We start from the raw sequence: 23,951 nt of genomic DNA, 5'->3' as shown, positions 1-23,951 counted from the left end.
TTTTTGATTAAGGATTTTTCTCCTTAATCGTTCTTTAAATTAATAGTTCACTTTATTTATATTTTAGAAAGAGGGTAGTTTTTGATGAACAACGTGAAGAAAACAAAAGAAGGGTACCTCGAAACCACTTTGACAGGTAAAGATGTATTATCGATTCCAACGTTGAACAAAGGCGTTGCTTTCTCTGAAGAAGAAAGACAAGAGCTTGGTCTAGAAGGCTTACTTCCTCCAACTGTTCTCACTTTAGAACAACAAGCGGAGAGAGCGTACAAGCAATTTCTGGCACAGCCAGATCGTCTTCGTCAAAACGTATACTTAAGTGATTTGCAAAACCGTAACGAAGTATTGTTCTATAAGCTTCTAACAGACAAGCTTCGTGAAATGCTTCCTGTTGTGTACACACCAACTGTTGGTGAAGCGATTCAAGAATACAGCCATGAATACAGAAGACCTCATGGTGTCTATCTTTCAATCGACAACATTGACGGCATTGAGAAAGCATTTGAAAACTTACATGCAACAGCAGGAGATATTGACCTTATCGTTGCAACTGACTCTGAGAGCATTCTTGGAATTGGTGACTGGGGTGTTGGTGGTATCAACATCGCAATCGGTAAATTAGCTGTTTACACGGCTGCAGCAGGTATTGATCCAAGCCGCGTGATTCCAGTCGTATTAGATGTTGGCACAAACAATGAAAAATTATTGAATGATCCATTATACATCGGAAACCATCACAAACGTGTACAAGGTGAAAAATACGAAGAATTCATTGATGCTTATGTAAAAGCAGCGCTTAAATTCTTCCCGAAAGCCTTACTTCACTGGGAAGACCTTGGAAACAAAAATGCGCGTAACATCATGAAAAAATACAATGATAACATCTTAACGTTCAATGATGATATTCAAGGTACTGGTGCCATTACTTTAGCGGGTGTTCTTGCAGCTGTCAAGAAAACTGGTACTCAATTGAAAGATCACCGTGTTGTCATTTTCGGAGCTGGATCAGCTGGTATCGGAATCGCAGATCAAGTTCGTGACGCAATGGTCCTTGAAGGTCTAACGGAAGAAGAAGCAAACAATGCATTCTGGACATTAGACTACAGAGGTTTGCTAACAGATCAATTTGAAGATGAAGTGCTTGATTTCCAAAAACCATACCTTCGTTCTTCTGCTGAAGTAGAAGGCTGGGCACGCGATGAAAAAGGACAAATCTCATTTGCTGAAACTGTTCGCCAAGCGAAGCCAACAATCCTTATCGGTACATCAGGTCAAGGCGGTGCATTCACTGAACAAATCATTAAAGAAATGGCAGCTCATACAGAGCGTCCAGTGATCATGCCAATGTCTAATCCAACACCACTTGCTGAAGCAGTGCCAGAGGATCTATTCAAATGGACAGACGGCCGTGCACTGATTGCGACAGGAAGCCCGTTCGAAAACGTTGAGTATAACGGAATCGAATATGAAATCGGACAATCAAACAATGCGTTCGTTTTCCCTGGACTTGGTCTTGGTTCGATCGTAACAGAATCAAAAATCATCACAAAAGCCATGTTCGTCGCTTCTGCGAATGCAATTGCTGAAATGGTTGATCATGAGAAACCAGGTGCTGGTCTACTGCCAAGCATTGATAAATTGCAAGAAGTGTCAATCCATGTGGCTGTTGAAGTAGCGAAAGCAGCTATTGAAGATGGTGTCGCAAGAAAAACGCCTGACAACATCGAACAAGCTGTGAAAGATGCAATGTGGATTCCTGAATATAAAAAAATTGTAAGAGCATAATAAAAAGTGTAACGCGGCATTGTTTCGAGTAATCTAAGCAATGCCGCAATAAATAAAATAAGAGACATGTAAAAGATTCAAGGAGGAATAGTAAGATGGACTTTTTAAATATTTTGATCCTCCTAGCACCGATTTTTTTCGTTATCGCGCTGGGTTGGTTCGCAGGGAACTTCGGCAGCTATGACGCTAAATCTGCAAAAGGTGTAAGTACACTTGTTACAAAGTATGCTTTGCCAGCGCACTTTATCGCCAGCATTCTGTCAACACCAAAAGATAAATTCTATAGTCAAATTCCATTTTTCATTGCATTGATTTTCGGAATCGTTGGTTTTTATATCATTATCCTTTTAGTTACGAAATTTGCTTTTAAATATGATTTAACAGATTCATCTGTTTTCTCGTTAAACTCAGCACAACCGACCTTTGCATTTATGGGGATTCCGGTCTTGGGCAGTTTATTTGGGGCTCAAGAAGTTGCAATTCCGATTGCTATTACCGGAATAGTTGTAAATGCATTGCTTGATCCAATTGCCATTATTGTGTCAACTGTCGGTGAAAAAACAAAAGGAAAAGCCAAAGACGGCGAAAGTTTCCTAAAAATGACAACAAAAGCGATTTTGCACGGTTTATCAGAGCCGCTTGCACTTGCACCGCTAGCAAGTATCATTCTTGTACTTTTAGGATTTAAACTTCCTGAAATCGGACATGAAATGTTAGAGGAAATCGGAAGTGTGACATCAGGGGTTGCACTATTCGCAGTCGGTGTCACTGTAGGTATTCGAAAAATTAAACTGAGCTTACCAGCATTTAGTATTGCACTATTAAAAGTAGCTGTACAACCGCTTCTTATGTATCTTATCGCCATTCTTATGGGCCTTTCGGCGGATGAAATTACAAAAGCTGTATTGCTTGTTGCCTTCCCAGGTTCAGCTGTTGCAGCGATGATCGCCACACGATTTGAGAAACAAGAGGCAGAAACTGCATCCGCATTTGTGATCAGTGCCATCATGTCACTCATTACATTACCGATCATTATTGCACTTACCGTATAATATAGTAGAAGGCTGCCTCTTGAGGCAGCCTTTCTTAGCGAAATGAATGAAACAGAGGGAAGAGCACACGCTTTTTTTTGATGTCAGGGTGCGTGATTTCCTTTTTTTCTTCTATTTGAGAGGGTTGTTTTAATCTTTCGGTAAGAAGCTCAAGTTTAGTGGTCAGATCTTCAATTTCTCTCCGGTGCTGGAGCAGCTGGTATGATACACCTTCATCCGCTTTTTTAGCCAGTTTCCGTTCGAGTTCTTGCAGTCGTTTTTCTACATCAGTGCTGCGCAATTGCTGCTGAATGAGCTGATTCACTTGCTTTTCTAATGCTTCAATCCGCTTTGTGGAGGCATCTGATTCTACAGCAGGTGATAACTGTTGAACGGTTTCTGTGTGGATTGGCAGTCGAATGTCTTGAAGAATCACACCCTCACTCATTTGGTGTTTGACTTCTTTGAGCAGCTGTACAATATCTTCATGAAATTCATAATGTCCAAGTTCATTCCGGGCGACAGGGATGTTGAGCTGTTTGACCCAACGCTGAATCGTTTTTGAAGAAACGCCAATTTCTTTTGCAACCTCATTTGTATTCAAACCAAATGCCCTCCCTTTTTTCAATTATAAGTACCATTCTCTTCAAGGAGGAACTGTTCCTTCACGTTAGACAAAACAAGTAACCAATCGCCAAAGATCGTGTTTTCTAGCGAAAAATTGCAGAAAATCAATTGTTTTGGAAATTTTTTTGACTGTCATACCCCGCTATACTATAATTAGACTGTTACGCACAAAACAGAGGTGAAGACCATGTTAGACCGTTTAAAATCAATTGAAGAACGCTATGAAAAGCTAAATGAATATTTAAGTGACCCTGAAGTGGTGAATGACCCTAAGAAGCTTCGTGAATATTCGAAGGAACAATCTGATATTCAAGAAACTGTTGAGGTATATAGACAATATCGTGCGGCATACGACCAGTTGAGCGAAGCGAAAGCAATGCTGGAAGATAAGCTGGATGCCGAGATGCGCGACATGGTCAAAGAAGAAATTTCAGAGCTCACAGAGGAAACGGAACGTTTAGAAGACGAGCTGAAAATCTTGCTGATCCCGAAAGATCCGAATGACAACAAAAACGTTATTGTGGAGGTTCGTGGTGCAGCGGGAGGAGAAGAGGCCGCGCTTTTTGCTGGAAATCTTTACCGTATGTACAGCCGTTATGCTGAAATGCAAGGCTGGAAAACGGAAGTGATGGAAGCGAGTGTCACTGGCACAGGCGGTTATAAGGAGATTATCTTTATGATCAGCGGGAAAGGCGCATACTCCAAACTAAAGTTTGAAAACGGCGCACACCGCGTGCAGCGTGTTCCGGAAACGGAATCAGGCGGACGGATTCATACATCAACAGCGACAGTTGCTGTCTTGCCTGAGGCTGAAGAAGTTGAAATTGATATCCATGAAAAAGACATCCGTGTAGATACTTTCACATCAAGCGGACCTGGCGGACAAAGTGTCAATACGACCATGTCTGCTGTTCGATTAACTCACCTTCCAACAGGTGTGGTTGTATCCTGTCAGGATGAGAAGTCGCAAATCAAAAACAAAGAAAAAGCCATGAAAGTGTTACGTGCGAGAATTTATGATAAATTCCAGCGTGAAGCACAGGCTGAATATGATCAAACGCGTAAATCTGCTGTTGGAACAGGGGATCGTTCAGAGCGTATCCGTACGTACAATTTCCCGCAAAACCGTGTAACGGACCACCGCATCGGATTGACGATTCAAAAGCTTGATCAAATTTTAGAAGGAAAACTTGACGAGGTCATAGATGCATTAATTATGGAAGACCAAGCAAGAAAGCTTCAAAATGCAAAATAATCAGCGAACCATCTTTGAAGCCCTTAAATGGGCTTCTTCTTTGTTAACGGAAGCCGGTAGAGACCAAAACGCAGCAGAGCTCCTTTTGATGCATGTAATGGGCCTAAGCAGAAGTGAACTTCTTGCACGTTTTCATGATCTGCTGCCAGAGGAGCAAGATCGGTTGTTCAGCGAGTTTGTCACGCAGCATAAGAAAGGCGTGCCTGTTCAGCATCTAACGGGTATTGAATTCTTTTACGGCCGTCCCTTCGAGGTGAACAAACATGTTCTCATTCCTCGTCCTGAAACGGAAGAGGTCGTTTTGGCGGCGCTGAATCTGGTGAGTGACGTCTTCCCGCACGATCAGCCGCTCAAAGCAGTGGACGTTGGCACAGGAAGCGGGGCAATTGCGATTACGCTGGCTCTTGAAAAAGAAACATTATCTGTCACAGCAACGGATATTTCACATGAAGCACTTGCCGTAGCAAAGCGGAATCAACAAGCGCTTGGTGCAGACGTTGATTTTTTGCAAGGAGATTTACTTGAACCAGTCATGGATCAAGGCATCAAAGTGGATCTGTTTATTTCCAATCCACCTTATATTGCAGCAGAAGAAATGGACAGTTTGTCAGAGGTGGTTACGAAGCATGAGCCAGTGAATGCGCTGACAGATGGACGTGATGGTCTGTGGTTTTACAAGCGTCTCATTCGTGATCTTCACTGTGTACTTCATGAGCAGGCGGTCGTTGTCTTTGAAATTGGACATACGCAAGGGCAAGATGTAAAAGCACATCTCTTGCAGTCATTTCCCGCGGCAGATGTCCGCATCGTCAAGGACATAAACGGGAAAGACCGAGCTGTTTGCGCACACATTCAAAACGGAAAGTCCGGCTGAAAAAAGTCGGACTATTTTATTATGTAAAGATGAAACTTATGGTAAAAGAGAAACGTATATATAGAAGAATGAACATTCTGATCATGATTTTTTTACATAAATTTGTTTTGAAGGAGCGAATGGTGTGAACAGAAGGTATGCGATGGTGTTGGTCATCGTCAGTGTACTATTGATTGTGAGTGCTTGTGGTAAACCGAGCTTTAAAAAAGAAGCAGCAGCATTTGGAGAAAGCTATAAAAAAGCACAATACACAGTGAATCGAACAGATGACCTAACTGACATGAAGGAGAAGCTGAAGTTTTATTTAACTGAGCATGAATATCAAGAATATACACAAGACAGCATGTTCCCGAGCGTGTTAGAAGCAGCAAAGGATCAAGATTGTCAAATTAAGCTGAAGAAAATTACGTTTACGCCTTCAGATGAAAGCGATGACAGAATTGAATTTGACTATGAAATGATGATTCAATTTATTGATCAAAAAGGAAAGGTTAAAAAAGAAATCAAGAAAAAAGGAGCAATGACTGTCATCAAAACAGAATCAGGGTTAAAAATCAGCCGAGATTGGGATGGGAGACTGTACCCTTCCGATTACCAATCCTCACTCCAAAGCCGTTCTTAATGGGACGGCTTTTTTTGATTTGACTTATAATCTATTAAAAAAATCATTTTGTCTGTTTATGAGATGGGTTTCCTGGACACAATGTTTGTAGCGAAGAGAAAAAGTGGGGGGAACACATCATGTTTAAAAGTAAAATGATGATTTGTCTTTATATGTTTCTATTATTATGCGGTGCTTTTGCAAACCTTGGAAGGGAGGAGACAGCGGCTGCTTCTGCAAATCAGCCTGTTGTAATACCAGACGAAGCGATCCGCTTACGCATTTTAGCAAATAGTGATCGTTCAGCGGATCAGGATGTGAAAAGAAGCATTCGTGACGAGGTCAATGCCAATATGACAGAGTGGGTTAAAGACCTCACGTCCATTGAAGAAGCAAGACGTGTAATTCGGACCAAGCTGCCAGAAATCAATCGTATTGCCAAAGCGAAATTGAAGGAACAGCACATTGATCAATCCGTCTCAGTCAGCTTTCAAAAAGCCTCATTTCCAACAAAGCTATATGGGAATTTCGTCTATCCTGCAGGGGAATATGAAGCCATTTTAATTACACTTGGAGAAGGGGATGGAGCCAATTGGTGGTGTGTGTTATTCCCGCCGCTCTGCTTTATCGATTTTTCAAATGGAGAAGCCATCGCATCGCCAGAGGGGGATGAGGATAACCAAGTGACAGCGCAGCAAACAGATGAGTCTGTTAATGAGGTGGTGAAAGAAGAGAAAGAAGAGACCGGTGAAGTGAAATTCTTTTTATTCGAATGGGTCTCTAGTCTTTTCTCCTAAAAAAGGTATAAATCTGTTTTTGCCTCATAGAGTTGAAGTAAGAGATCAAAAAGAGGTGAAAGCATGTATTATCAATTAAGAATAGCCACAGAAGAAGATGCCCCAGCGATCAATGCTTTTCTTGAAAAGGGACAAGCGAAAGGCGGCGTCACGCTTGCAGAGCGTACGACATTTGTTGTCATGGAAGATGCGGACGGTCAGCTGGCGGGGTGTTTAGGTCTTGAACAGCTTAGTGAACAAGAGGGCTTGCTGCGGTCCCTTGTCATATCAGATAAACTAGGTCAGGGACACATCGTGTCTTTGTTCCAAAGTGTTCAAACGCTCGGAGGAAAAATAGGCGTGGATACTTTTTATGTCGTCGCAAACCACTCCTCCTCACATGACTTTTTGGCATTGATGGGCTTCACGCCATTAGAGGACATTCCAGAAAGCATGTGGGTATCTGCACATGCAAAAGAGATATTGGCGAAAGAACAAGCTGTGGTTCTTCATAAAAAAGGAAGTTAATCACAACATACTGGACTTATACACATACTTATCCACTGTTAAACAAGCGTTATCCACAAATTGTGGACAACGCTTGTTTTATTGATCATCATCTTTTATACTTTCAAAAGGATAATTGAGATATATCAACAGTTTTATCTTTTTTAAAAGGAGTTTGTATGATGTTAAATACAAAAAGGTGGTCTGTGGATTTAGAAAAGAGTTTATCCACATACTATCCACAAATTGAACAGGCAGCTGTGTTATTGCAGCAAAACGAAGTGGTCGCTTTTCCGACAGAGACTGTTTACGGACTAGGGGCAAATGCGAAAGAGACAGAAGCTGTCATGAAAATATATGAAGCGAAAGGGCGTCCAAGTGATAATCCATTGATTGTCCACATTGCGGAGGTTCAGCAGCTTCACGAATTTGCGCAAATAGAAAGTGAAAAAGCAAAGGCGCTGATGGAAGCCTTTTGGCCGGGCGCTTTAACCATTGTTCTTCCATGTAAGCCGGGTGCTTTATCAAAGCAGGTCACAGCAGGTTTATCCACGGTCGGTGTGAGAATGCCTGACCATCCGATTGCGCTTGAGCTCATCCGAGCAGCTGGTCTGCCGATTGCCGCACCAAGTGCCAACCGTTCAGGCAAACCTTCACCGACACAAGCTGACCATGTAGCGAGTGATCTCGATGGAAGAATCGCTGGAATTGTCGATGGCGGTTCAACTGGAATTGGCGTTGAGTCAACGGTTGTATCCTGTGTCGACGAGATTCCAGTGATCTTAAGGCCTGGCGGGATTACAAAAGAAGCTTTAGAAGAGGTAGTTGGAGCGGTCAGTATCGACCCGGGGCTGACAAAAAAGGACGAAGCGCCTGTATCGCCAGGAATGAAATACACACACTATGCACCTGAAGCTCAAATGTATCTTTTTTCTGGAAGTGATGAAGAGATGCAGCATCACATTCAAACATACCAGGCAGAAGGTCTAAAAGTGGGCGTGCTGACAACAGAAGAAAAGAAATCGTTGTTTGCGGCAGATGTTGTTTTCAGCTGTGGATGGAGAGGGAAACCTGAAACGATTGCGGCAAACTTATATCGTGTACTGAGACAATTTGATGAGACAGATGTAGATGTCATTATTTCAGAAGCCTTTTCAGAGCAGGGAGTGGGTTCAGCGATCATGAACCGTCTGCAAAAAGCGGCAGGAGGGCGTACCCTCTCTTCGTTCAAATAGTTCTAACCCTTCTTGGACAAACATAGGTTAAAGGAGAATGCGTGTCCAAGGGGGATTTACATGTACGAACTAGCTGGCGAATTGCTGACGCTCAGCATCATGGCTTTTGCACTGGGAATGGATGCTTTTTCGGTTGGACTTGGCATGGGGATGGTTCAGCTGAGGTTCCGCCAGATCATTTATATTGGACTTGTCATTGGGATATTTCATATGTTTATGCCGCTTTTTGGTATGCTGACAGGTCAGCTCCTATCAGGCTGGCTCGGTCTCCTTGCCACCTATATCGGCGGGGCGCTGCTTTTGGTGCTCGGGCTGCAAATGATCGTTGCGTCTATTCGCAAAGAGGATAAACCATTTATCGCACCTGTTGGGGCTGGTCTCGTTCTTTTTGCAACAAGTGTCAGCTTAGACAGTTTTTCCGTTGGTTTAAGTCTCGGAATTTACGGTTCTCACGTGTGGATGACCATTTTATTGTTTGGTTTTTTTAGTATGATCCTCACATGGCTTGGATTATTACTCGGTAAACAGGTTCGATCATGGGTTGGATCATATAGCGGGGCGCTTGGCGGAATCATTTTACTAGCCTTTGGTATCAAATTATTATTTCCGCTCTAGTCAGTCTCCTTACATAACATGTAGAATGAAATGCTATATAATAGAAGAAAAGGAGGGCGAAAGATGAAAATCTTATTTGTTTGTACGGGAAATACATGCAGAAGTCCTATGGCTCAAGCCCTTTTTGCTTCAATTGCACATGATAAAGGTTTAGAGGTCACTGTTAAATCAGCGGGCATTTTTGCCTCAGATGCTGGGAAGGCTTCTCCTCAAGCGGTCGAAGCATTATTTGAGAAAAGCATTCCACTGAACCATTCTTCATCAAAACTGACAGAGGATCTTCTGCGAGAAGCAGATTACGTCTTCACCATGACCATGCAGCATAAACAGTTGATTGTGGAGCAATATGCGCATGCAAAAGACAAGATCTTCACTCTAAAGGAATTTGCGACAGGAACAGAAGGCGATGTATCCGATCCGTTTGGAGGAAGTCTGTCTGTTTATCAGGAAACACGTGATGAACTTGAAGCATTGCTCTTTCAACTGGCTGAGAGATTGAAAAAAGATCAGACATCCTCATAATGGACAACCTGTAAAACCGTTGCGTCAACGGTTTTTCTGCTTTTGTTTGCAAATGACTAGGCAGAGGTTAAAATATAACTATAAATAAAGAATAAATGTAAGGCATGACAGATCAACTCACCCTTAGGAGGAATTGCCCGATGAAAGTAGCCATTGCATCCGATCACGGCGGAACGAATATTCGTGAAGAAATCAAACAACTGATGGATGAATTGAAGATTGAATACATTGATATGGGTTGTGAATGTGGATCAGGTTCTGTAGACTACCCAGATTATGCTTTTCCTGTAGCTAATATGGTGGCAAACGGAGAAGTCGACCGCGGCATTTTAATTTGCGGGACAGGCATCGGTATGAGCATCTCAGCAAACAAAGTGAAAGGAATTCGCTGTGCGCTGGCGCATGATACATTTAGTGCGAAAGCGACTAGAGAACATAATGATACAAACGTCCTTGCGATGGGAGAGCGAGTTATTGGACCTGGATTAGCACGTGAGATTGCGCACATTTGGCTGACAACAGAATTTACGGCAGGACGACATGCTGTGCGGATTGGTAAAATCGCTGATTACGAAGAAAAGCACCTATAAGGAGCGCTTAACATGAACATTGGTCAAGATTGGCTTGAAATGTTAAAAGAGTTTCATCAAATGGTCGAACTGCGTGCTGGACAAATTTTAGTCATCGGCTGCAGTACATCGGAAGTGGCTGGCGAGCATATTGGTACAGCAGGAAGTGAGCAAATTGCTGCGTCTATCTATCAAGAATTGGATCAGCTAAGACGAGAGACTGGCATTGAGCTCGCTTTCCAGTGCTGTGAGCATCTGAATCGTGCTCTTGTTGTGGAAGAAGAAGTGGCTTTCCGGCTTAACCTAGAGATTGTAGCGGCAGTACCTGTCCGAAAGGCGGGTGGTTCGATGGCGGCTCATGCGTATCAGCACATGGAACATCCTGTGTTAGTTGAATCCATCGAGGCGCATGCTGGAATCGATATCGGTGATACATTGATTGGGATGCATCTAAAGAGAGTCGCTGTACCTGTTCGCCTCAGTCGTCATCAATTAGGACATGCACATGTGACGTTTGCGAAAACGCGTCCGAAGCTGATTGGCGGAGAACGAGCGGTTTATACAAGATCATAGCTTAGATATATTTCTAATATAATGTTGAATGATGAAGACGCTTCACCGCTTGAATATTCGGTTTTTCGCAAAAAAAGAAGTCGATTTCCCAAAAAAACTTTTACATTTCACTCAAAAACCGTGTACAATGAGATGGTGAAAACATCGAATGGAAATAGATTGGAGAGGATTTCGCTGATGAAACATTTACCTGAGCAAGACGCACAAGTATTCAAGGCAATTCAACTAGAGCGGAAACGCCAGCAGGACAAAATTGAATTAATTGCATCAGAAAACTTTGTAAGCGAAGCAGTCATGGAAGCACAGGGCTCTGTATTAACAAACAAATATGCAGAGGGCTACCCTGGTAAACGCTACTATGGCGGCTGTGAACATGTAGACGTTGTAGAAGATATCGCACGTGACCGCGCAAAAGAAATTTTTGGTGCTGAGTATGTGAACGTACAGCCTCACTCAGGTGCTCAAGCGAATATGGCCGTATACTTTACCATTCTTGAGCATGGCGATACAGTGCTAGGTATGAACTTATCACATGGCGGGCATTTAACGCACGGAAGCCCTGTCAACTTTAGTGGTGTACAGTACAACTTTGTAGAATATGGTGTCGATAAAGAAACGCAGCATATCGACTACCAAGATGTACTTGAAAAAGCACGTGAACATAAGCCAAAGCTAATTGTAGCGGGTGCAAGTGCATACCCACGTCAAATTGATTTCAAAAAGTTCCGTGAGATTGCGGATGAAGTCGGTGCTTACTTTATGGTCGACATGGCTCACATTGCGGGTCTTGTTGCAGTAGGTCTTCATCCAAATCCAGTTCCATATGCAGATTTTGTGACAACGACAACTCACAAAACATTGCGTGGACCTCGCGGCGGAATGATCCTATGCCGTGAAGAGTTTGGTAAAAAGATCGACAAATCGATCTTCCCTGGTATTCAAGGTGGACCACTGATGCATGTCATCTCTGCAAAAGCTGTTTCTTTCGGTGAAGTATTGAACGGAGATTTCAAAACATATGCACAAAACGTCATTGATAATGCAAAGCAGCTAGCTGAAACCCTGTTATCTGAAAATATTCAGCTTGTATCTGGTGGAACGGATAACCATCTTGTTCTCATCGACTTGCGTTCTCTTGGCATCACAGGAAAAATTGCAGAAAATGTTCTTGATGAAATCGGTATTACAGTGAACAAAAATGCGATTCCTTATGATCCAGAAAAACCTTTTGTCACAAGTGGTGTACGTGTTGGTACAGCAGCAGTGACAAGCCGCGGTTTCGATCAAGAGGCGATGAAAGAAGTCGGTTCCATTATTGCGCTTGCTCTAAAACATCATGAAGATGAAGCGAAATTAGAAGAAGCGAAAAAGCGTGTATCTGATCTAACTGCCCGCTTCCCTCTATATAACGAATTAGATTATTAAAAAGCAGACCCATTTGCCTATTATTGGCATGTGGGTTTTTTTTGTAGGATTTGCGAATCATATTGAAAGATGACGTCTTTTTATGTAGAATTGTAGGAAGTGTGCAAAGTTCACCGGAAGATGACAGAAAAGGAGTTGTAGCAAGCAATGGCAAAGGTTTATGTATTTGATCACCCGCTTATTCAGCACAAACTTACATATATTCGTGACGTTCATACAGGAACAAAAGAATTTAGAGAGCTAGTGGATGAAGTCGCAACATTAATGGCATTTGAAATCACAAGAGACTTACCGCTTGAAGAGGTAGATGTAGAAACACCTGTACAAGTAGCCAAATCAAACGTGATCTCAGGGAAGAAACTCGGTGTTGTGCCAATTTTAAGAGCAGGTCTTGGAATGGTGGACGGGATTTTGAAACTCATTCCAGCTGCTAAAGTGGGACATGTCGGTTTATACCGTGATCCGAAAACATTAAAGCCTGTTGAATATTATGTGAAGCTTCCATCTGATGTGGAAGAGCGTGAATTTATCGTAGTAGATCCAATGCTTGCAACTGGCGGTTCAGCAGTCGAAGCATTGAACAGCTTGAAAAAACGCGGGGCGAAAAACATTCGCTTCATGTGTCTGATTGCTGCCCCTGAAGGTGTAGAAGAAATGCAAAAGCATCATCCTGATGTTGATATCTACATTGCAGCATTAGATGAGAAATTGAACGAAAAAGGCTACATTATCCCAGGTCTTGGTGATGCTGGTGACCGTATGTATGGAACGAAATAACATGTTTTAATAAAAGCCCACATGCAAACGTGCATGTGGGCTTTTTGAAATATATGACAAACGGTTGATATCGTTCTTAGAAAAATCAATGTATACTGAACATTAGCTGTTTTTTTCAATGAATGTCACGTGTCTCCTAAAGTTTGATGAAATTGTGAACATTTTGTGTGCTCTATCACTATAGAAAAGTTTTTTAACTTTCAACGGATTGACACATCATAGACGCTATTGTATGCTAAACGAGGGTATTATGGTAAGGTTTTCATAGCCTATAGCACTCTACTAATCCTCATTGTGAACCCTTTAATTATCAGGGTTTGTATCAGCGAATGAAGCAACATCCCATAGATCTTTAGATTTCAAGTCTGATTGTGCAATTAGACCGATGGGTGATTGATTTTTTTCGAACAGGACTGCTTATCATAAGCGTCTTCTACGCAGTTTTCATCACCATTTATCACCTTTTTTACAATATTTTTCATCGGGAGTCAGATGAATGAACGATCCAAACGCGATTTTCCGCAGACAGAGTAAATATATGTTCTATCTATTGGCAATTTTTGTGTTTGGCTATGCCATGCCTGGTTTTAAACCACTGTTTCTTGGTTTCATTATCGGCACAATTTTTGCTTTCTTTAATTTATTCCTACTTATACGGAGAATGCACGCTTTTGATCGAGCGGTTAAAAAAGGAAAATCCATTCGTTCAATGGGAAGTACAGCCAGGTGGGCCAACGCAATTCTCGCAGTAGCGATTGCTTGGCGTTACCCTAATGAAGTTCATCTGGCAGGTGTTGTTATAGGATTAATGACAATATATCCTGTCATTATGATAGATTCCTTCATTCAACTTAAACGTTCTACTATGGAAGAGAGGTGAATACTCTTTGGGTCACAGTTCAAAAACGACAGAATTTTTAGGGTTAACGTTCAACTTATCCAATGTTCTCATGATTACGATTGCTAGTATCATCGTTCTTCTCATAGCGGTGCTGACTACTCGTGTTCTGTCTATTCGTCCGACAAAGGCGCAGAACTTCATGGAATGGATTGTTGATTTTGTTCGAAATATCATAGGTAGTTCGATGGACATGAAAACAGGAGCCCCATTTCTAGCGCTTGGCGTTACATTACTCATGTACATATTTGTTTCAAACATGCTTGGACTGCCATTCTCGATTACGGTCGATCACAACTTGTGGTGGAAATCACCAACAGCAGACCCTGCAATCACAATGACACTAGCGATTATGGTCATGGGATTGACACATTACTACGGTGTCAAGGCAAAAGGAGTCAAGGAATATACGAAAGACTACTTCAGACCAATTCCGCTTTTAGTACCATTGAAACTTATTGAAGAATTTGCAAACACGCTAACACTTGGTTTGCGTCTTTATGGAAACATTTTTGCTGGAGAGATTCTTCTTGGTTTGCTTGCAGGACTTGCGACCAATTTCTACACGCAAAACATTGCACTTGGTATCGTTGGTACATTAGGTGCCATCGTGCCGATGATTGTATGGCAGGCATTCAGTTTGTTTGTCGGAACAATCCAAGCATTTATCTTCACCATGCTGACAATGGTGTACATTTCCCATAAAGTCAGCGATGAACACTAAAAAATTGAGAGTCCAAAAAGGACGTTATTTTAAAGGAGGAGCTTTTTAATGAATTTAATAGCAGCAGCAATTGCAATCGGTTTGGGAGCACTAGGAGCAGGTATTGGTAACGGTCTAATCGTATCTAAAACAGTTGAAGGAATCGCTCGTCAGCCAGAAGCTGGTAGAGAACTAAGAACACTTATGTTCATCGGGGTCGCTTTAGTTGAGGCACTTCCAATTATCGCTGTCGTTATCGCATTCTTGGCATTCTTTGGTTAATATGTGAGAAGCGTTCTAATATGAATTTTAATGGCGAAGATCAGATTAGTTCGAAACTTCGCCATTCCTTTATGTTTTGTTTCTTAACATATTATTTAAAGAAGGGAGTTGCCGTACTAAATGTCTCAGTTACCAGTGGTTTTAGGAGCAGGTGGCTTAAGTTTCAACGCCGGGGATATGTTATTCCAGCTTATCGCTATGCTCATCCTGCTTGCACTTTTAAAGAAATTTGCGCTTAAACCTTTATTAGGTATTATGAAGCAGCGTGAAGATTATATAGGAAATGAAATTTCAAGTGCTGAACAAAAGCACGTTCAAGCTGAAAAGCTTCTTGAAGAACAACGTGTCTTATTGAAAGAAGCACGCGAAGAATCACATACACTCATCGAAAATGCGAAAAAGATTGGTGAGAAACAAAAAGAAGAGATCATTCAAGCAGCACGTCAAGAGTCAGAGCGCTTGAAAGAGTCTGCTAGAACTGAAATCGTGAAAGAAAAAGAACAAGCTGTGGCTGCACTGCGTGAGCAGGTTGCATCACTATCTGTACTCATTGCATCTAAAGTGATTGAAAGAGAACTTGATGAGCAAGCACAAGAGAAATTGATTCAAGAGTATCTTAAAGAGGCAGGCGAAAGCCGATGAGCGTGACTATTGTCTCTAAGCGTTACGCTTCTGCTCTTTTTGACATCGTTCTTGCTTCTTCGGCAGTAGACGAAACTGAAAAAGAGCTGAATGAGATCAAAAAAGTTCTAAAGGCTGACCAAGAATTGAATGACTTTCTTGTTCATCCAAAGATTACGGCAGACAAAAAGAAACATTTGATTGCAGAAGCTTTCAAAGGTGTTTCGACACATGTATTGCACACCATGTATTTATTGATTGACCGCGGACGCACGAATATTTTCTCTGAAATGACGTCTGAGTTTGTGAAACTTGCAAACCGCACGAAACAAATAGACGATGCGGTCGTGTATTCAGTGAAACCGCTGAGCGGCGCTGAAATTCAATCTTTATCTGAAGTATTTGCCAAAAAAGCCGGAGTCACATCACTGCGTGTTGAAAATGTGATTGACAAGGATCTAATAGGCGGAGTGAAAATCCGTATCGGAAACCGCATTTATGACGGCAGTGTCAGCGGAAAGCTTTCCCGCATTGAACGTCAGCTTGCAGGCGAAAATCGTTAGAAGGGGTGAAACCTTAGTGAGTATCAAAGCTGAAGAGATTAGCGCGCTGATAAAGCAGCAAATCCAAAACTATCAATCTGAAATTGAAGTAAAAGATGTCGGTACAGTCATTCAAGTAGGGGACGGTATCGCGCGTGTACATGGCCTTGACAACATTATGGCAGGAGAGCTGGTTGAGTTCTCTAACGGTGTAATGGGTATGGCTCAAAACCTTGAGGAGTCTAACGTAGGTATCGTGATTTTAGGACCTTACAAAGATATCCGTGAAGGTGACGATGTAAAACGTACAGGTCGTATCATGGAGGTTCCAGTAGGTGAAGAATTAATCGGACGTATTGTGAACCCACTTGGTCAGCCTGTTGATGGACTAGGTCCAATCTTAACGAGCAAAACTCGTCCAATCGAAAGTGAAGCACCAGGCGTTATGGATCGTAAATCTGTACATGAGCCGCTTCAAACAGGGATTAAAGCAATTGATGCCTTGATTCCAATCGGACGCGGACAGCGTGAATTGATCATTGGTGACCGTCAAACAGGTAAAACATCTGTTGCAATTGATACGATCCTAAACCAAAAAGATCAAGACATGATCTGTATTTATGTAGCGATCGGACAAAAGGAATCAACGGTTCGTGGTGTTGTTGAAACACTTCGTAAGCATGGTGCGCTTGATTACACAATCGTAGTCACAGCTTCTGCATCACAGCCAGCCCCGCTTCTTTACCTTGCTCCTTATGCAGGTGTAACGATGGGTGAGGAATTCATGTATAACGGCAAGCACGTACTTGTTGTATATGATGACCTTTCTAAACAAGCGGCAGCTTACCGTGAGCTTTCATTATTGCTTCGTCGTCCTCCAGGTCGTGAGGCATTCCCTGGTGATGTTTTCTATCTTCACTCTCGTTTATTAGAGCGTGCAGCGAAGCTTAGTGACGAAAAGGGTGGCGGTTCTATCACAGCATTGCCTTTCGTAGAAACGCAAGCTGGCGATATCTCTGCATATATCCCAACAAACGTTATTTCAATCACAGATGGACAGATTTTCTTACAATCTGATCTCTTCTTCTCAGGCGTACGTCCAGCAGTAAACGCAGGATTGTCTGTATCTCGTGTAGGTGGTTCTGCACAAATCAAAGCGATGAAAAAGGTAGCAGGTACACTTCGTCTGGATCTTGCTTCTTATCGTGAGCTTGAAGCATTCGCTCAGTTTGGATCTGATCTAGACCAAGCGACTCAAGCAAAATTAAACCGTGGTGCTAGAACAGTTGAAGTCTTAAAACAAGACTTGAACAAACCGCTTAAAGTTGAAAAACAAGTAGCGATTCTTTATGCACTTACAAGAGGATACTTAGACGATGTCGCGATTGCTGATGTCAAACGTTTTGAAGCTGAGTTATTCATGTACATTGAAGAAAACCATAAAGACTTGTTTGACACCATCTCTCAAACAGGAAACATGCCTGCTGATGAAGAGTGGAATACAGCAATCGAAGGCTTTAAACGTACGTTTGCACCAAGCAACTAATTAGTAATCTTTCCGAGAGAAAAAGATTCTCTTTTTCTCTCTTTTCACGTAAATGAACACGGATTCCTGAAAAAAGGTGGTGAAATCTTTGGCCTCATTACGCGATATAAAGTCAAGGATCACGTCAACGAAAAAATCGAGTCAGATCACAAAAGCGATGCAAATGGTATCAGCTGCGAAACTGAATCGTGCTGAAAACAATGCGAAGTCTTTTGTTCCTTACATGGAGAAAATCCAGGAAGTGGTTGCTGCAATCGCAACTGGAACAAGTGCTAAGCACCCAATGCTTCTTTCAAGACCTGTCAAGAAAACAGGGTATCTCGTCATTACATCTGATCGGGGGCTTGCAGGACCTTTTAACAGCTCGATTTTGCGTGCCGCTTACCAAACCATTCAATCTCGTCATCAATCCGCTGATGAATATGCGGTGATTGTGATTGGTAAAATCGGACGCGACTTCTTCAAAAAGCGCGGTATTCCAGTTATTTCTGAAGTAACAGGGCTTGGAGACGAAGTAGCGTTTGCTGATATTAAAGAATTAGCAAGCAGTACAGTTCAAATGTTCTCTGATGAAGCGTTTGACGAACTTTACATGTTCTACAACCACTTTGTCAGTGCCATTTCACAAGAAGTAACAGAGAAGAAATTATTGCCGCTAACGGACCTTTCGGCCGCAGCGACACCAAATAAACGTTCCGCATCTTATGAGTTTGAGCCTTCTGAAGAAGAAATTCTTGAAGTTCTCCTTCCTCAATATGCAGAGAGTTTGATTTTCGGTGCGCTTCTTGACAGCAAAGCAAGTGAACATGCTGCAAGGATGACAGCAATGAAGAGTGCAACAGACAACGCAAAAGAATTGATCGACAACCTGACACTCTCTTATAACCGTGCTCGTCAAGCAGCGATTACACAAGAGATTACAGAAATTGTCGGCGGAGCAGCTGCCTTAGAATAGAAATAATTGTCAGGAGGGAATGCAATGAAAACAGGACGCATCAGTCAGATCATGGGACCAGTCGTAGACGTTCATTTTGAAGACGGTCACTTGCCTGAGATTTATAATGCGATCAGAGTTTCGCATAAAGCGGAAAGCGAAAGTGAAGTTACTATCGACTTAACTTTAGAAGTAGCACTACATTTAGGTGATAATACAGTCAGAACCATCGCAATGGCATCAACAGACGGTGTGAAGCGCGGTATGGAAGCTGTAGACCTTGGAAAACCAATTTCAGTACCAGTTGGTAACGTAACACTTGGACGTGTATTCAACGTACTGGGAGATAACATTGACTTAGATGAGCCACTTGGTGTGGAAGCTCAAAGAGATCCAATCCACAGACAAGCGCCTTCTTTTGATCAACTTTCTACAGAAGTTGAAATTCTTGAAACAGGTATCAAAGTTGTTGACCTTCTTGCTCCTTACATCAAGGGTGGAAAGATCGGTCTATTCGGTGGAGCCGGTGTAGGTAAAACCGTTCTGATTCAAGAATTGATCAACAACATCGCACAAGAACACGGCGGTATTTCTGTATTCGCTGGTGTTGGAGAGCGTACACGTGAAGGAAACGACCTTTACTACGAAATGAAAGATTCTGGCGTTATCGAAAAAACAGCCATGGTCTTCGGTCAAATGAACGAGCCGCCAGGTGCACGTATGCGTGTTGCCCTAACTGGTTTGACAATGGCAGAGCATTTCCGTGATGAACTAGGTCAAGACGTATTGTTCTTCATCGATAATATCTATCGTTTTACACAAGCAGGCTCTGAAGTATCAGCTCTACTTGGACGTATGCCTTCAGCGGTAGGTTATCAGCCGACACTTGCAACAGAAATGGGTCAGCTGCAAGAGCGTATCACGTCTACAAACGTAGGATCGGTTACATCGATTCAAGCGATCTATGTACCTGCGGATGACTATACGGATCCAGCTCCAGCAACAACGTTCGCTCACCTTGATGCAACGACAAACCTTGAGCGTAAGCTGACTGAAATGGGTATTTACCCAGCGGTTGATCCTCTTGCTTCAACATCTCGTGCACTTGCACCTGAGATCGTTGGTGAAGAGCATTATGCCATTGCGCGTGAAGTGCAGCAAACATTGCAGCGTTATAAAGAACTACAAGATATCATTGCCATTTTAGGTATGGATGAATTATCTGAGGACGATAAGCTTGTGGTACACAGAGCACGTCGTGTTCAATTCTTCCTATCTCAAAACTTCCACGTAGCAGAGCAGTTCACTGGCCAAAAAGGTTCTTATGTGCCATTGAAAGAAACTGTTAAAGGCTTCAAGGAAATCTTATCTGGTAAATACGATCACCTTCCAGAAGATGCATTCCGCTTAGTTGGACGCATTGAAGAAGTGGTTGAAAAAGCCAAAGAGATGGGTGTAGAGGCCTAATCTGGTCCTTAGGAGGGTAAAAGCATGAAGACCGTTCAAGTCAATATCGTTACTCCCGACGGCCCAGTGTATGAAGCGGATGTGGAAATGGTCAGTGTCAGAGCAGAAAGCGGTGAGCTTGGTATTTTAGCTGGCCACGTTCCAATGGTTGCTCCGCTAAAAATCGGTGCAGTTCGCTTAAAACATAGTGGATCAACTGAATTGGTTGCAGTAAGTGGCGGATTTGTTGAAGTTCGCCCTGAACAAGTAACCATTCTTGCTCAGGCCGCTGAAACATCAGATAAAGTTGATGTCGATCGTGCTAAATCAGCCAAACAGCGTGCTGAAGAGCATTTGAACCACCCGAATGAAAGTGATGTACGCCGGGCGGAACTCGCATTAAAACGGGCGTTAAACCGTTTAAATGTAGCAGGGAAATAAAACAGAAAATCCTTCTTATCACAATGATAAGAAGGATTTTTTTAGAATGACATGAGAGATTGGTACATCGACACATACGGGTGAGAATCCTGTTTTTCAAGATATAAGTGCTCGCAAAACTGCGTACTATGCCACGTTTTATTGTGCCGGCGCAAACCAAGCGTATATTGATGCGGAGAGTCCATATAAGGCCGCACGACCCAGTCAGCATCTGAATGATGACGGAGGACAACCTCTCCCATATACACACTCATCATCGCTTCTAATGCATCTATTGGCATTTTCCACTCAGCAAACAGCTGCTTGGTAAATGCATCAAAGTATAGTGATTCTAACTGATACAGGCTTTCCTCAGAATAATCCAAAGAAATGTTATGAAAATGACACAATTGCGCTAATTCTTCTAGCTGTGTCTGTCTATAATCAAAGTAGAAAGCAATGGCCTCCCATTCATGATCAAATGAGGGAACCAGTTCTCCGTACAAATCAACAAAGTCAGGAAAAGAATCTTTCAATGTGTTCAGCTCCTTCCACACGCAGTATATCATCTCCCTGGCACCAGGATAAGAGGGGATTTACTCTAAATATAGCTCTTTTTTCCAAATGATTCATCTTTCCGATTTTCGAGGATATAATGAAAGGGAGTTTTCCTTTACAGAAATAAATAAAAGGAGGATTCAACTGTATGGAAGACGTAGGACAACAAGCCATCGTGAGTATTGTGATCCACCTGTTTTTTATTGCGGTTACATGGTGGGCATTGCTTGCCGTAAATATTGATCCACTGATTAAAAAAGGGAAAATCGTTCAGGCAAGATTGCTGATGATGCTCATTACCATTGCCATCGCATCTGCAGTCAGCAATTTCTTCCTTGATTACTTAAATTTCTCTAGACAAATTCCTTATATGTTCTAACATAAAAGGTTTGGTCACTGCCTTATGCGGGAACGTAAAAAGAAGCGTCAAAAGTATGGCCTTTGATGACTTTTCCACGTATGCATAGACCTCCTTGCGGCAACACTTGTAGCAAGGGGGAATGACAAGTGAGAAAGTATGTAAAAGGTTGGCCATTATTTGCGTTTATTCTTTTTTTTGTTCTGATGATTCAAGGTGTTCGTGCGGAAGAATCTTCTCCGCTCGCCCAAATAGCAGAAGGTCTGAAAAACCAGCAAATTGAAGTAGATGGATGGACCCTTCACGCCAAAACAAATGTAGACATTTCATCCGAACAATTTTCAAAAAAAGTGCAACGTTTGAAAGACGAACTACGACAGTATGAGTGGACCGAAAAAGAAGAGAAACATGTCACCAAAGTCACAGGAATTTACAAAGATGAAAAAAATGATACTTTATCGAAAATTTTACTCGTGAAGACCGACACAAAATCCAATCAAAAGTCGTATTTATTATATGAGCAAAAAGGTGCTCGCCCACTGAATACCTGGGAGCATACATATGATCAGTTCGTACGTCATGCAAAAAGCATATTACAAGAGAAATTTGTAATTTTTACTTGTCTCGATGGTCATGTAAATGGTATGATGGATGTTGTTTTGCAAAAAAAAGCTGAAACGTTAGCAAATGAATTTCAAGCAAAACCAGTTGAGTATCTCGTTGAGTCTAATTTTGTGTCGCTTTCCGCTTACACAGATAAGTGGGAACAGTTCATTATGACTTCAAATGATAAAATGAATGTTCAAATTGCCATCAGAAGTTCGGAAATGAACGAAAATCATACGATTACGGTTGGCACACCAATCGTAACGACTGAATATTAATATAGAGAATTTGGGACGCGGAGGGGAAGACCTTGGAAAAAATCATCGTCCGCGGCGGTCAAAAGTTAAACGGCACAGTTAAAGTAGAAGGCGCAAAAAATGCCGTTTTACCAGTTATCGCTGCATCTTTGTTAGCAAGTACAGAAAAAAGCGTAATTTGTGATGTACCTACGCTCTCCGATGTATATACAATCAATGAAGTGTTACGTCATTTAGGAGCAGAAGTACATTTTGAAAATAACGAAGTATCAGTGGATGCATCTCATGCACTAGAAACTGAGGCTCCGTTTGAGTATGTCCGTAAAATGCGAGCGTCTGTGCTCGTCATGGGACCACTTTTAGCAAGAACAGGTCATGCAAGAGTTGCATTACCTGGAGGCTGTGCGATTGGTTCAAGACCAATTGACCAGCATTTAAAAGGCTTTGAAGCAATGGGAGCTAAAATTCAAGTAGGAAATGGTTTCATCGAGGCTGAAGTAAAAGGCCGTTTAAAAGGTGCGAAAATCTATTTGGATTTCCCAAGTGTCGGTGCAACTGAAAACATCATCATGGCAGCAGCATTAGCTGAAGGAACAACGATTTTAGAAAACGTAGCAAAAGAACCTGAAATTGTTGATTTGGCAAACTACATCAATGCCATGGGCGGTAAGGTTCGCGGAGCTGGTACTGGTACAATCAAAATCGAAGGTGTGGAAACACTTCACGGTGCAAAACACAACATCATCCCTGACAGAATTGAAGCAGGTACTTTCATGGTGGCAGCAGCTATTACAGAAGGAAATGTTCTTGTAAAGGGCGCAGTGCCAGAGCACATGACATCACTTGTAGCAAAGATGGAAGAAATGGGTATTCAGATCATTGAAGAAGAAGAAGGTTTAAGAGTCATTGGACCATCTGAGCTCAAGCCAATCGATCTAAAAACAATGCCACATCCTGGTTTCCCAACGGATATGCAATCTCAGATGATGGCGCTATTGCTTCGTGCGAACGGAACAAGTATGATTACAGAAACGGTGTTTGAAAACCGCTTTATGCATGCTGAAGAATTCCGCCGCATGAATGGCGATATTAAAATTGAGGGTCGCTCTGTGATTATCAACGGGCCGGTTCAACTTCAAGGTGCTGAAGTATCAGCGACTGATTTAAGAGCAGGAGCAGCACTTGTACTTGCTGGATTAGTAGCAGAAGGTCATACACGTGTCACTGAGTTGAAGCATATCGATCGTGGTTATGTGAACTTCCACCAGAAGCTTGCAGCAATCGGTGCAGATATTGAAAGAGTAAACGATGAAACAGCAGATGTGACACAAGAACAAGTTGTATCAGATCTGAACGCGTAATCATAAAGAAATCAGTGTGTCCATAGGGCATGCTGATTTTTTTTAGAATCATAGAATGCTTTATTTTTAAAGCTTATCATTAGTGTATCCAACCATCTTAAATTTTATTCATAAAGACGAACAGTAAAATCAGTTGATAAACAGCCTCATATCTTCATCAAAAGACTTGTCCACTGAATGAAAGAAGCTGTCATATTAGCTTGTCCCCGCCCATAGGATAAAAGAGATTCAATGACAAATGGGGGCA

Annotated in this window: 28 protein-coding genes; 26 read left to right on the top strand and 2 right to left on the bottom strand. The window is 42.1% G+C overall.

Annotated features, from left to right (window positions below; genetic code table 11):
- Positions 1-84: 84 nt before the first annotated feature.
- Both malS and C6Y02_RS02880 read left to right on the top strand, forming a co-directional pair.
- Positions 85-1,785, top strand: coding sequence for an oxaloacetate-decarboxylating malate dehydrogenase (gene malS, locus C6Y02_RS02885; RefSeq protein WP_106030613.1), 1,701 nt, complete (start codon positions 85-87; stop codon positions 1,783-1,785).
- A 95-nt stretch (positions 1,786-1,880) separates the two neighbouring features.
- Positions 1,881-2,837 carry an AEC family transporter gene (locus tag C6Y02_RS02880; protein ID WP_034666496.1) on the top strand — a complete coding sequence of 319 codons (957 nt, stop codon included), beginning with the start codon at positions 1,881-1,883 and terminating at the stop codon, positions 2,835-2,837.
- A gap of 34 nt (positions 2,838-2,871) precedes the next feature.
- Here the strand turns inward: C6Y02_RS02880 and racA are convergent, their stop codons facing one another.
- Complete coding sequence (gene racA, locus C6Y02_RS02875; RefSeq protein ID WP_034660299.1) at positions 2,872-3,420, bottom strand: chromosome-anchoring protein RacA; 549 nt, start codon at positions 3,418-3,420, stop codon at positions 2,872-2,874.
- Positions 3,421-3,630: 210 nt separating this feature from the next.
- On the opposite strand from racA, the gene prfA reads away from it, so the two are divergent.
- The 21 genes from prfA to C6Y02_RS02770 all read left to right on the top strand — a co-directional run bounded on the left by prfA (position 3,631) and on the right by C6Y02_RS02770 (position 20,585).
- Positions 3,631-4,698, top strand: coding sequence for a peptide chain release factor 1 (prfA, locus tag C6Y02_RS02870; protein WP_095285677.1), 1,068 nt, complete (start codon positions 3,631-3,633; stop codon positions 4,696-4,698).
- Positions 4,688-5,572, top strand: a complete 885-nt coding sequence (gene prmC / locus C6Y02_RS02865; RefSeq protein ID WP_095285678.1) for a peptide chain release factor N(5)-glutamine methyltransferase — start codon at positions 4,688-4,690, stop codon at positions 5,570-5,572. The genes prfA and prmC overlap by 11 nt, the downstream gene beginning before the upstream one ends.
- A gap of 142 nt (positions 5,573-5,714) precedes the next feature.
- Positions 5,715-6,194 (top strand): hypothetical protein, encoded by a 480-nt coding sequence (locus C6Y02_RS02860; protein WP_034660296.1) that lies wholly within the window; start codon positions 5,715-5,717, stop codon positions 6,192-6,194.
- Positions 6,195-6,313: 119 nt separating this feature from the next.
- The gene (gene spoIIR, locus C6Y02_RS02855) at positions 6,314-6,970 is read left to right on the top strand and encodes a stage II sporulation protein R (RefSeq protein ID WP_034660295.1); all 657 of its coding nucleotides are present in this window, start codon (positions 6,314-6,316) and stop codon (positions 6,968-6,970) included.
- Positions 6,971-7,033: 63 nt separating this feature from the next.
- Positions 7,034-7,477, top strand: coding sequence for a GNAT family N-acetyltransferase (locus C6Y02_RS02850; protein WP_034660294.1), 444 nt, complete (start codon positions 7,034-7,036; stop codon positions 7,475-7,477).
- Between the two features lie 161 nt (positions 7,478-7,638).
- On the top strand, positions 7,639-8,691 hold the full coding sequence (locus tag C6Y02_RS02845; RefSeq protein WP_095285680.1) for an L-threonylcarbamoyladenylate synthase: 1,053 nt from the start codon (positions 7,639-7,641) through the stop codon (positions 8,689-8,691).
- A 60-nt stretch (positions 8,692-8,751) separates the two neighbouring features.
- Complete coding sequence (locus C6Y02_RS02840) at positions 8,752-9,306, top strand: manganese efflux pump MntP (protein ID WP_034660292.1); 555 nt, start codon at positions 8,752-8,754, stop codon at positions 9,304-9,306.
- A 63-nt stretch (positions 9,307-9,369) separates the two neighbouring features.
- Complete coding sequence (locus tag C6Y02_RS02835) at positions 9,370-9,828, top strand: low molecular weight protein arginine phosphatase (RefSeq protein ID WP_106030612.1); 459 nt, start codon at positions 9,370-9,372, stop codon at positions 9,826-9,828.
- 140 nt (positions 9,829-9,968) lie between these two features.
- The gene (gene rpiB, locus C6Y02_RS02830; RefSeq protein WP_003214714.1) at positions 9,969-10,418 is read left to right on the top strand and encodes a ribose 5-phosphate isomerase B; all 450 of its coding nucleotides are present in this window, start codon (positions 9,969-9,971) and stop codon (positions 10,416-10,418) included.
- Positions 10,419-10,430: 12 nt separating this feature from the next.
- A complete protein-coding gene (locus tag C6Y02_RS02825; RefSeq protein WP_058013477.1) occupies positions 10,431-10,970 on the top strand; it encodes a TIGR01440 family protein in 540 nt (179 codons plus the stop codon).
- Between the two features lie 177 nt (positions 10,971-11,147).
- A complete protein-coding gene (gene glyA, locus C6Y02_RS02820; protein ID WP_034660289.1) occupies positions 11,148-12,395 on the top strand; it encodes a serine hydroxymethyltransferase in 1,248 nt (415 codons plus the stop codon).
- Between the two features lie 147 nt (positions 12,396-12,542).
- Complete coding sequence (upp, locus tag C6Y02_RS02815; protein ID WP_003214553.1) at positions 12,543-13,172, top strand: uracil phosphoribosyltransferase; 630 nt, start codon at positions 12,543-12,545, stop codon at positions 13,170-13,172.
- Between the two features lie 496 nt (positions 13,173-13,668).
- Positions 13,669-14,052, top strand: a complete 384-nt coding sequence (locus C6Y02_RS02810) for an ATP synthase subunit I (RefSeq protein WP_024423731.1) — start codon at positions 13,669-13,671, stop codon at positions 14,050-14,052.
- 7 nt (positions 14,053-14,059) lie between these two features.
- Entirely contained in the window at positions 14,060-14,794 is a 735-nt protein-coding gene (atpB, locus tag C6Y02_RS02805; protein WP_003215198.1) for a F0F1 ATP synthase subunit A, read from the top strand.
- A 48-nt stretch (positions 14,795-14,842) separates the two neighbouring features.
- Entirely contained in the window at positions 14,843-15,055 is a 213-nt protein-coding gene (atpE, locus tag C6Y02_RS02800) for a F0F1 ATP synthase subunit C (protein ID WP_003214968.1), read from the top strand.
- A 120-nt stretch (positions 15,056-15,175) separates the two neighbouring features.
- Positions 15,176-15,697: a F0F1 ATP synthase subunit B gene (gene atpF, locus C6Y02_RS02795; RefSeq protein ID WP_034660288.1), complete on the top strand. Its 522-nt coding sequence runs from the start codon at positions 15,176-15,178 to the stop codon at positions 15,695-15,697.
- The gene (locus C6Y02_RS02790; RefSeq protein WP_034660287.1) at positions 15,694-16,239 is read left to right on the top strand and encodes a F0F1 ATP synthase subunit delta; all 546 of its coding nucleotides are present in this window, start codon (positions 15,694-15,696) and stop codon (positions 16,237-16,239) included. The genes atpF and C6Y02_RS02790 overlap by 4 nt, the downstream gene beginning before the upstream one ends.
- Before the next feature lie 16 nt (positions 16,240-16,255).
- Complete coding sequence (gene atpA, locus C6Y02_RS02785; RefSeq protein ID WP_034660286.1) at positions 16,256-17,764, top strand: F0F1 ATP synthase subunit alpha; 1,509 nt, start codon at positions 16,256-16,258, stop codon at positions 17,762-17,764.
- An 88-nt stretch (positions 17,765-17,852) separates the two neighbouring features.
- On the top strand, positions 17,853-18,719 hold the full coding sequence (locus tag C6Y02_RS02780; protein ID WP_034660284.1) for a F0F1 ATP synthase subunit gamma: 867 nt from the start codon (positions 17,853-17,855) through the stop codon (positions 18,717-18,719).
- A gap of 24 nt (positions 18,720-18,743) precedes the next feature.
- Positions 18,744-20,165, top strand: coding sequence for a F0F1 ATP synthase subunit beta (gene atpD / locus C6Y02_RS02775; protein ID WP_034660283.1), 1,422 nt, complete (start codon positions 18,744-18,746; stop codon positions 20,163-20,165).
- Positions 20,166-20,189: 24 nt separating this feature from the next.
- Positions 20,190-20,585, top strand: coding sequence for a F0F1 ATP synthase subunit epsilon (locus C6Y02_RS02770; RefSeq protein ID WP_034660282.1), 396 nt, complete (start codon positions 20,190-20,192; stop codon positions 20,583-20,585).
- 41 nt (positions 20,586-20,626) lie between these two features.
- Here C6Y02_RS02770 and C6Y02_RS02765 read toward each other — a convergent pair whose 3' ends face one another.
- Positions 20,627-21,133 (bottom strand): hypothetical protein, encoded by a 507-nt coding sequence (locus C6Y02_RS02765; RefSeq protein ID WP_374955720.1) that lies wholly within the window; start codon positions 21,131-21,133, stop codon positions 20,627-20,629.
- Between the two features lie 137 nt (positions 21,134-21,270).
- Here C6Y02_RS02765 and C6Y02_RS02760 point away from each other — a divergent pair, with 137 nt between their 5' ends.
- The 3 genes from C6Y02_RS02760 to murA all read left to right on the top strand — a co-directional run bounded on the left by C6Y02_RS02760 (position 21,271) and on the right by murA (position 23,704).
- On the top strand, positions 21,271-21,501 hold the full coding sequence (locus C6Y02_RS02760) for a DUF1146 family protein (protein ID WP_034660280.1): 231 nt from the start codon (positions 21,271-21,273) through the stop codon (positions 21,499-21,501).
- Positions 21,502-21,629: 128 nt separating this feature from the next.
- Entirely contained in the window at positions 21,630-22,364 is a 735-nt protein-coding gene (locus C6Y02_RS02755; protein WP_034660279.1) for a YwmB family TATA-box binding protein, read from the top strand.
- A gap of 32 nt (positions 22,365-22,396) precedes the next feature.
- Positions 22,397-23,704: a UDP-N-acetylglucosamine 1-carboxyvinyltransferase gene (gene murA, locus C6Y02_RS02750; protein WP_034660278.1), complete on the top strand. Its 1,308-nt coding sequence runs from the start codon at positions 22,397-22,399 to the stop codon at positions 23,702-23,704.
- Positions 23,705-23,951: the final 247 nt, after the last annotated feature.

The organism is Bacillus sp. NMCC4, assembly GCF_002998555.1.
In the GTDB taxonomy this organism is placed as follows: Bacteria; Bacillota; Bacilli; order Bacillales; family Bacillaceae; genus Bacillus.
The sequence above is the reverse complement of the archived record's forward strand: the minus strand, read 5'-3'. Positions and strand labels throughout refer to the sequence as shown.

Bases quoted from the DNA above. Each gene is read 5' to 3' on its own strand.
- malS (WP_106030613.1), top strand. From the start codon at position 85: ATGAACAACGTGAAGAAAACAAAAGAAGGGTACCTCGAAACCACTTTG.
- C6Y02_RS02880 (WP_034666496.1), top strand. From the start codon at position 1,881: ATGGACTTTTTAAATATTTTGATCCTCCTAGCACCGATTTTTTTCGTT.
- prfA (WP_095285677.1), top strand. From the start codon at position 3,631: ATGTTAGACCGTTTAAAATCAATTGAAGAACGCTATGAAAAGCTAAAT.
- prmC (WP_095285678.1), top strand. From the start codon at position 4,688: ATGCAAAATAATCAGCGAACCATCTTTGAAGCCCTTAAATGGGCTTCT.
- C6Y02_RS02860 (WP_034660296.1), top strand. From the start codon at position 5,715: ATGGTGTTGGTCATCGTCAGTGTACTATTGATTGTGAGTGCTTGTGGT.
- spoIIR (WP_034660295.1), top strand. From the start codon at position 6,314: ATGTTTAAAAGTAAAATGATGATTTGTCTTTATATGTTTCTATTATTA.
- C6Y02_RS02850 (WP_034660294.1), top strand. From the start codon at position 7,034: ATGTATTATCAATTAAGAATAGCCACAGAAGAAGATGCCCCAGCGATC.
- C6Y02_RS02845 (WP_095285680.1), top strand. From the start codon at position 7,639: ATGTTAAATACAAAAAGGTGGTCTGTGGATTTAGAAAAGAGTTTATCC.
- C6Y02_RS02840 (WP_034660292.1), top strand. From the start codon at position 8,752: ATGTACGAACTAGCTGGCGAATTGCTGACGCTCAGCATCATGGCTTTT.
- C6Y02_RS02835 (WP_106030612.1), top strand. From the start codon at position 9,370: ATGAAAATCTTATTTGTTTGTACGGGAAATACATGCAGAAGTCCTATG.
- rpiB (WP_003214714.1), top strand. From the start codon at position 9,969: ATGAAAGTAGCCATTGCATCCGATCACGGCGGAACGAATATTCGTGAA.
- C6Y02_RS02825 (WP_058013477.1), top strand. From the start codon at position 10,431: ATGAACATTGGTCAAGATTGGCTTGAAATGTTAAAAGAGTTTCATCAA.
- glyA (WP_034660289.1), top strand. From the start codon at position 11,148: ATGAAACATTTACCTGAGCAAGACGCACAAGTATTCAAGGCAATTCAA.
- upp (WP_003214553.1), top strand. From the start codon at position 12,543: ATGGCAAAGGTTTATGTATTTGATCACCCGCTTATTCAGCACAAACTT.
- C6Y02_RS02810 (WP_024423731.1), top strand. From the start codon at position 13,669: ATGAACGATCCAAACGCGATTTTCCGCAGACAGAGTAAATATATGTTC.
- atpE (WP_003214968.1), top strand. From the start codon at position 14,843: ATGAATTTAATAGCAGCAGCAATTGCAATCGGTTTGGGAGCACTAGGA.
- atpF (WP_034660288.1), top strand. From the start codon at position 15,176: ATGTCTCAGTTACCAGTGGTTTTAGGAGCAGGTGGCTTAAGTTTCAAC.
- C6Y02_RS02790 (WP_034660287.1), top strand. From the start codon at position 15,694: ATGAGCGTGACTATTGTCTCTAAGCGTTACGCTTCTGCTCTTTTTGAC.
- atpD (WP_034660283.1), top strand. From the start codon at position 18,744: ATGAAAACAGGACGCATCAGTCAGATCATGGGACCAGTCGTAGACGTT.
- C6Y02_RS02770 (WP_034660282.1), top strand. From the start codon at position 20,190: ATGAAGACCGTTCAAGTCAATATCGTTACTCCCGACGGCCCAGTGTAT.
- C6Y02_RS02765 (WP_374955720.1), bottom strand. From the start codon at position 21,133: ATGATATACTGCGTGTGGAAGGAGCTGAACACATTGAAAGATTCTTTT.
- C6Y02_RS02760 (WP_034660280.1), top strand. From the start codon at position 21,271: ATGGAAGACGTAGGACAACAAGCCATCGTGAGTATTGTGATCCACCTG.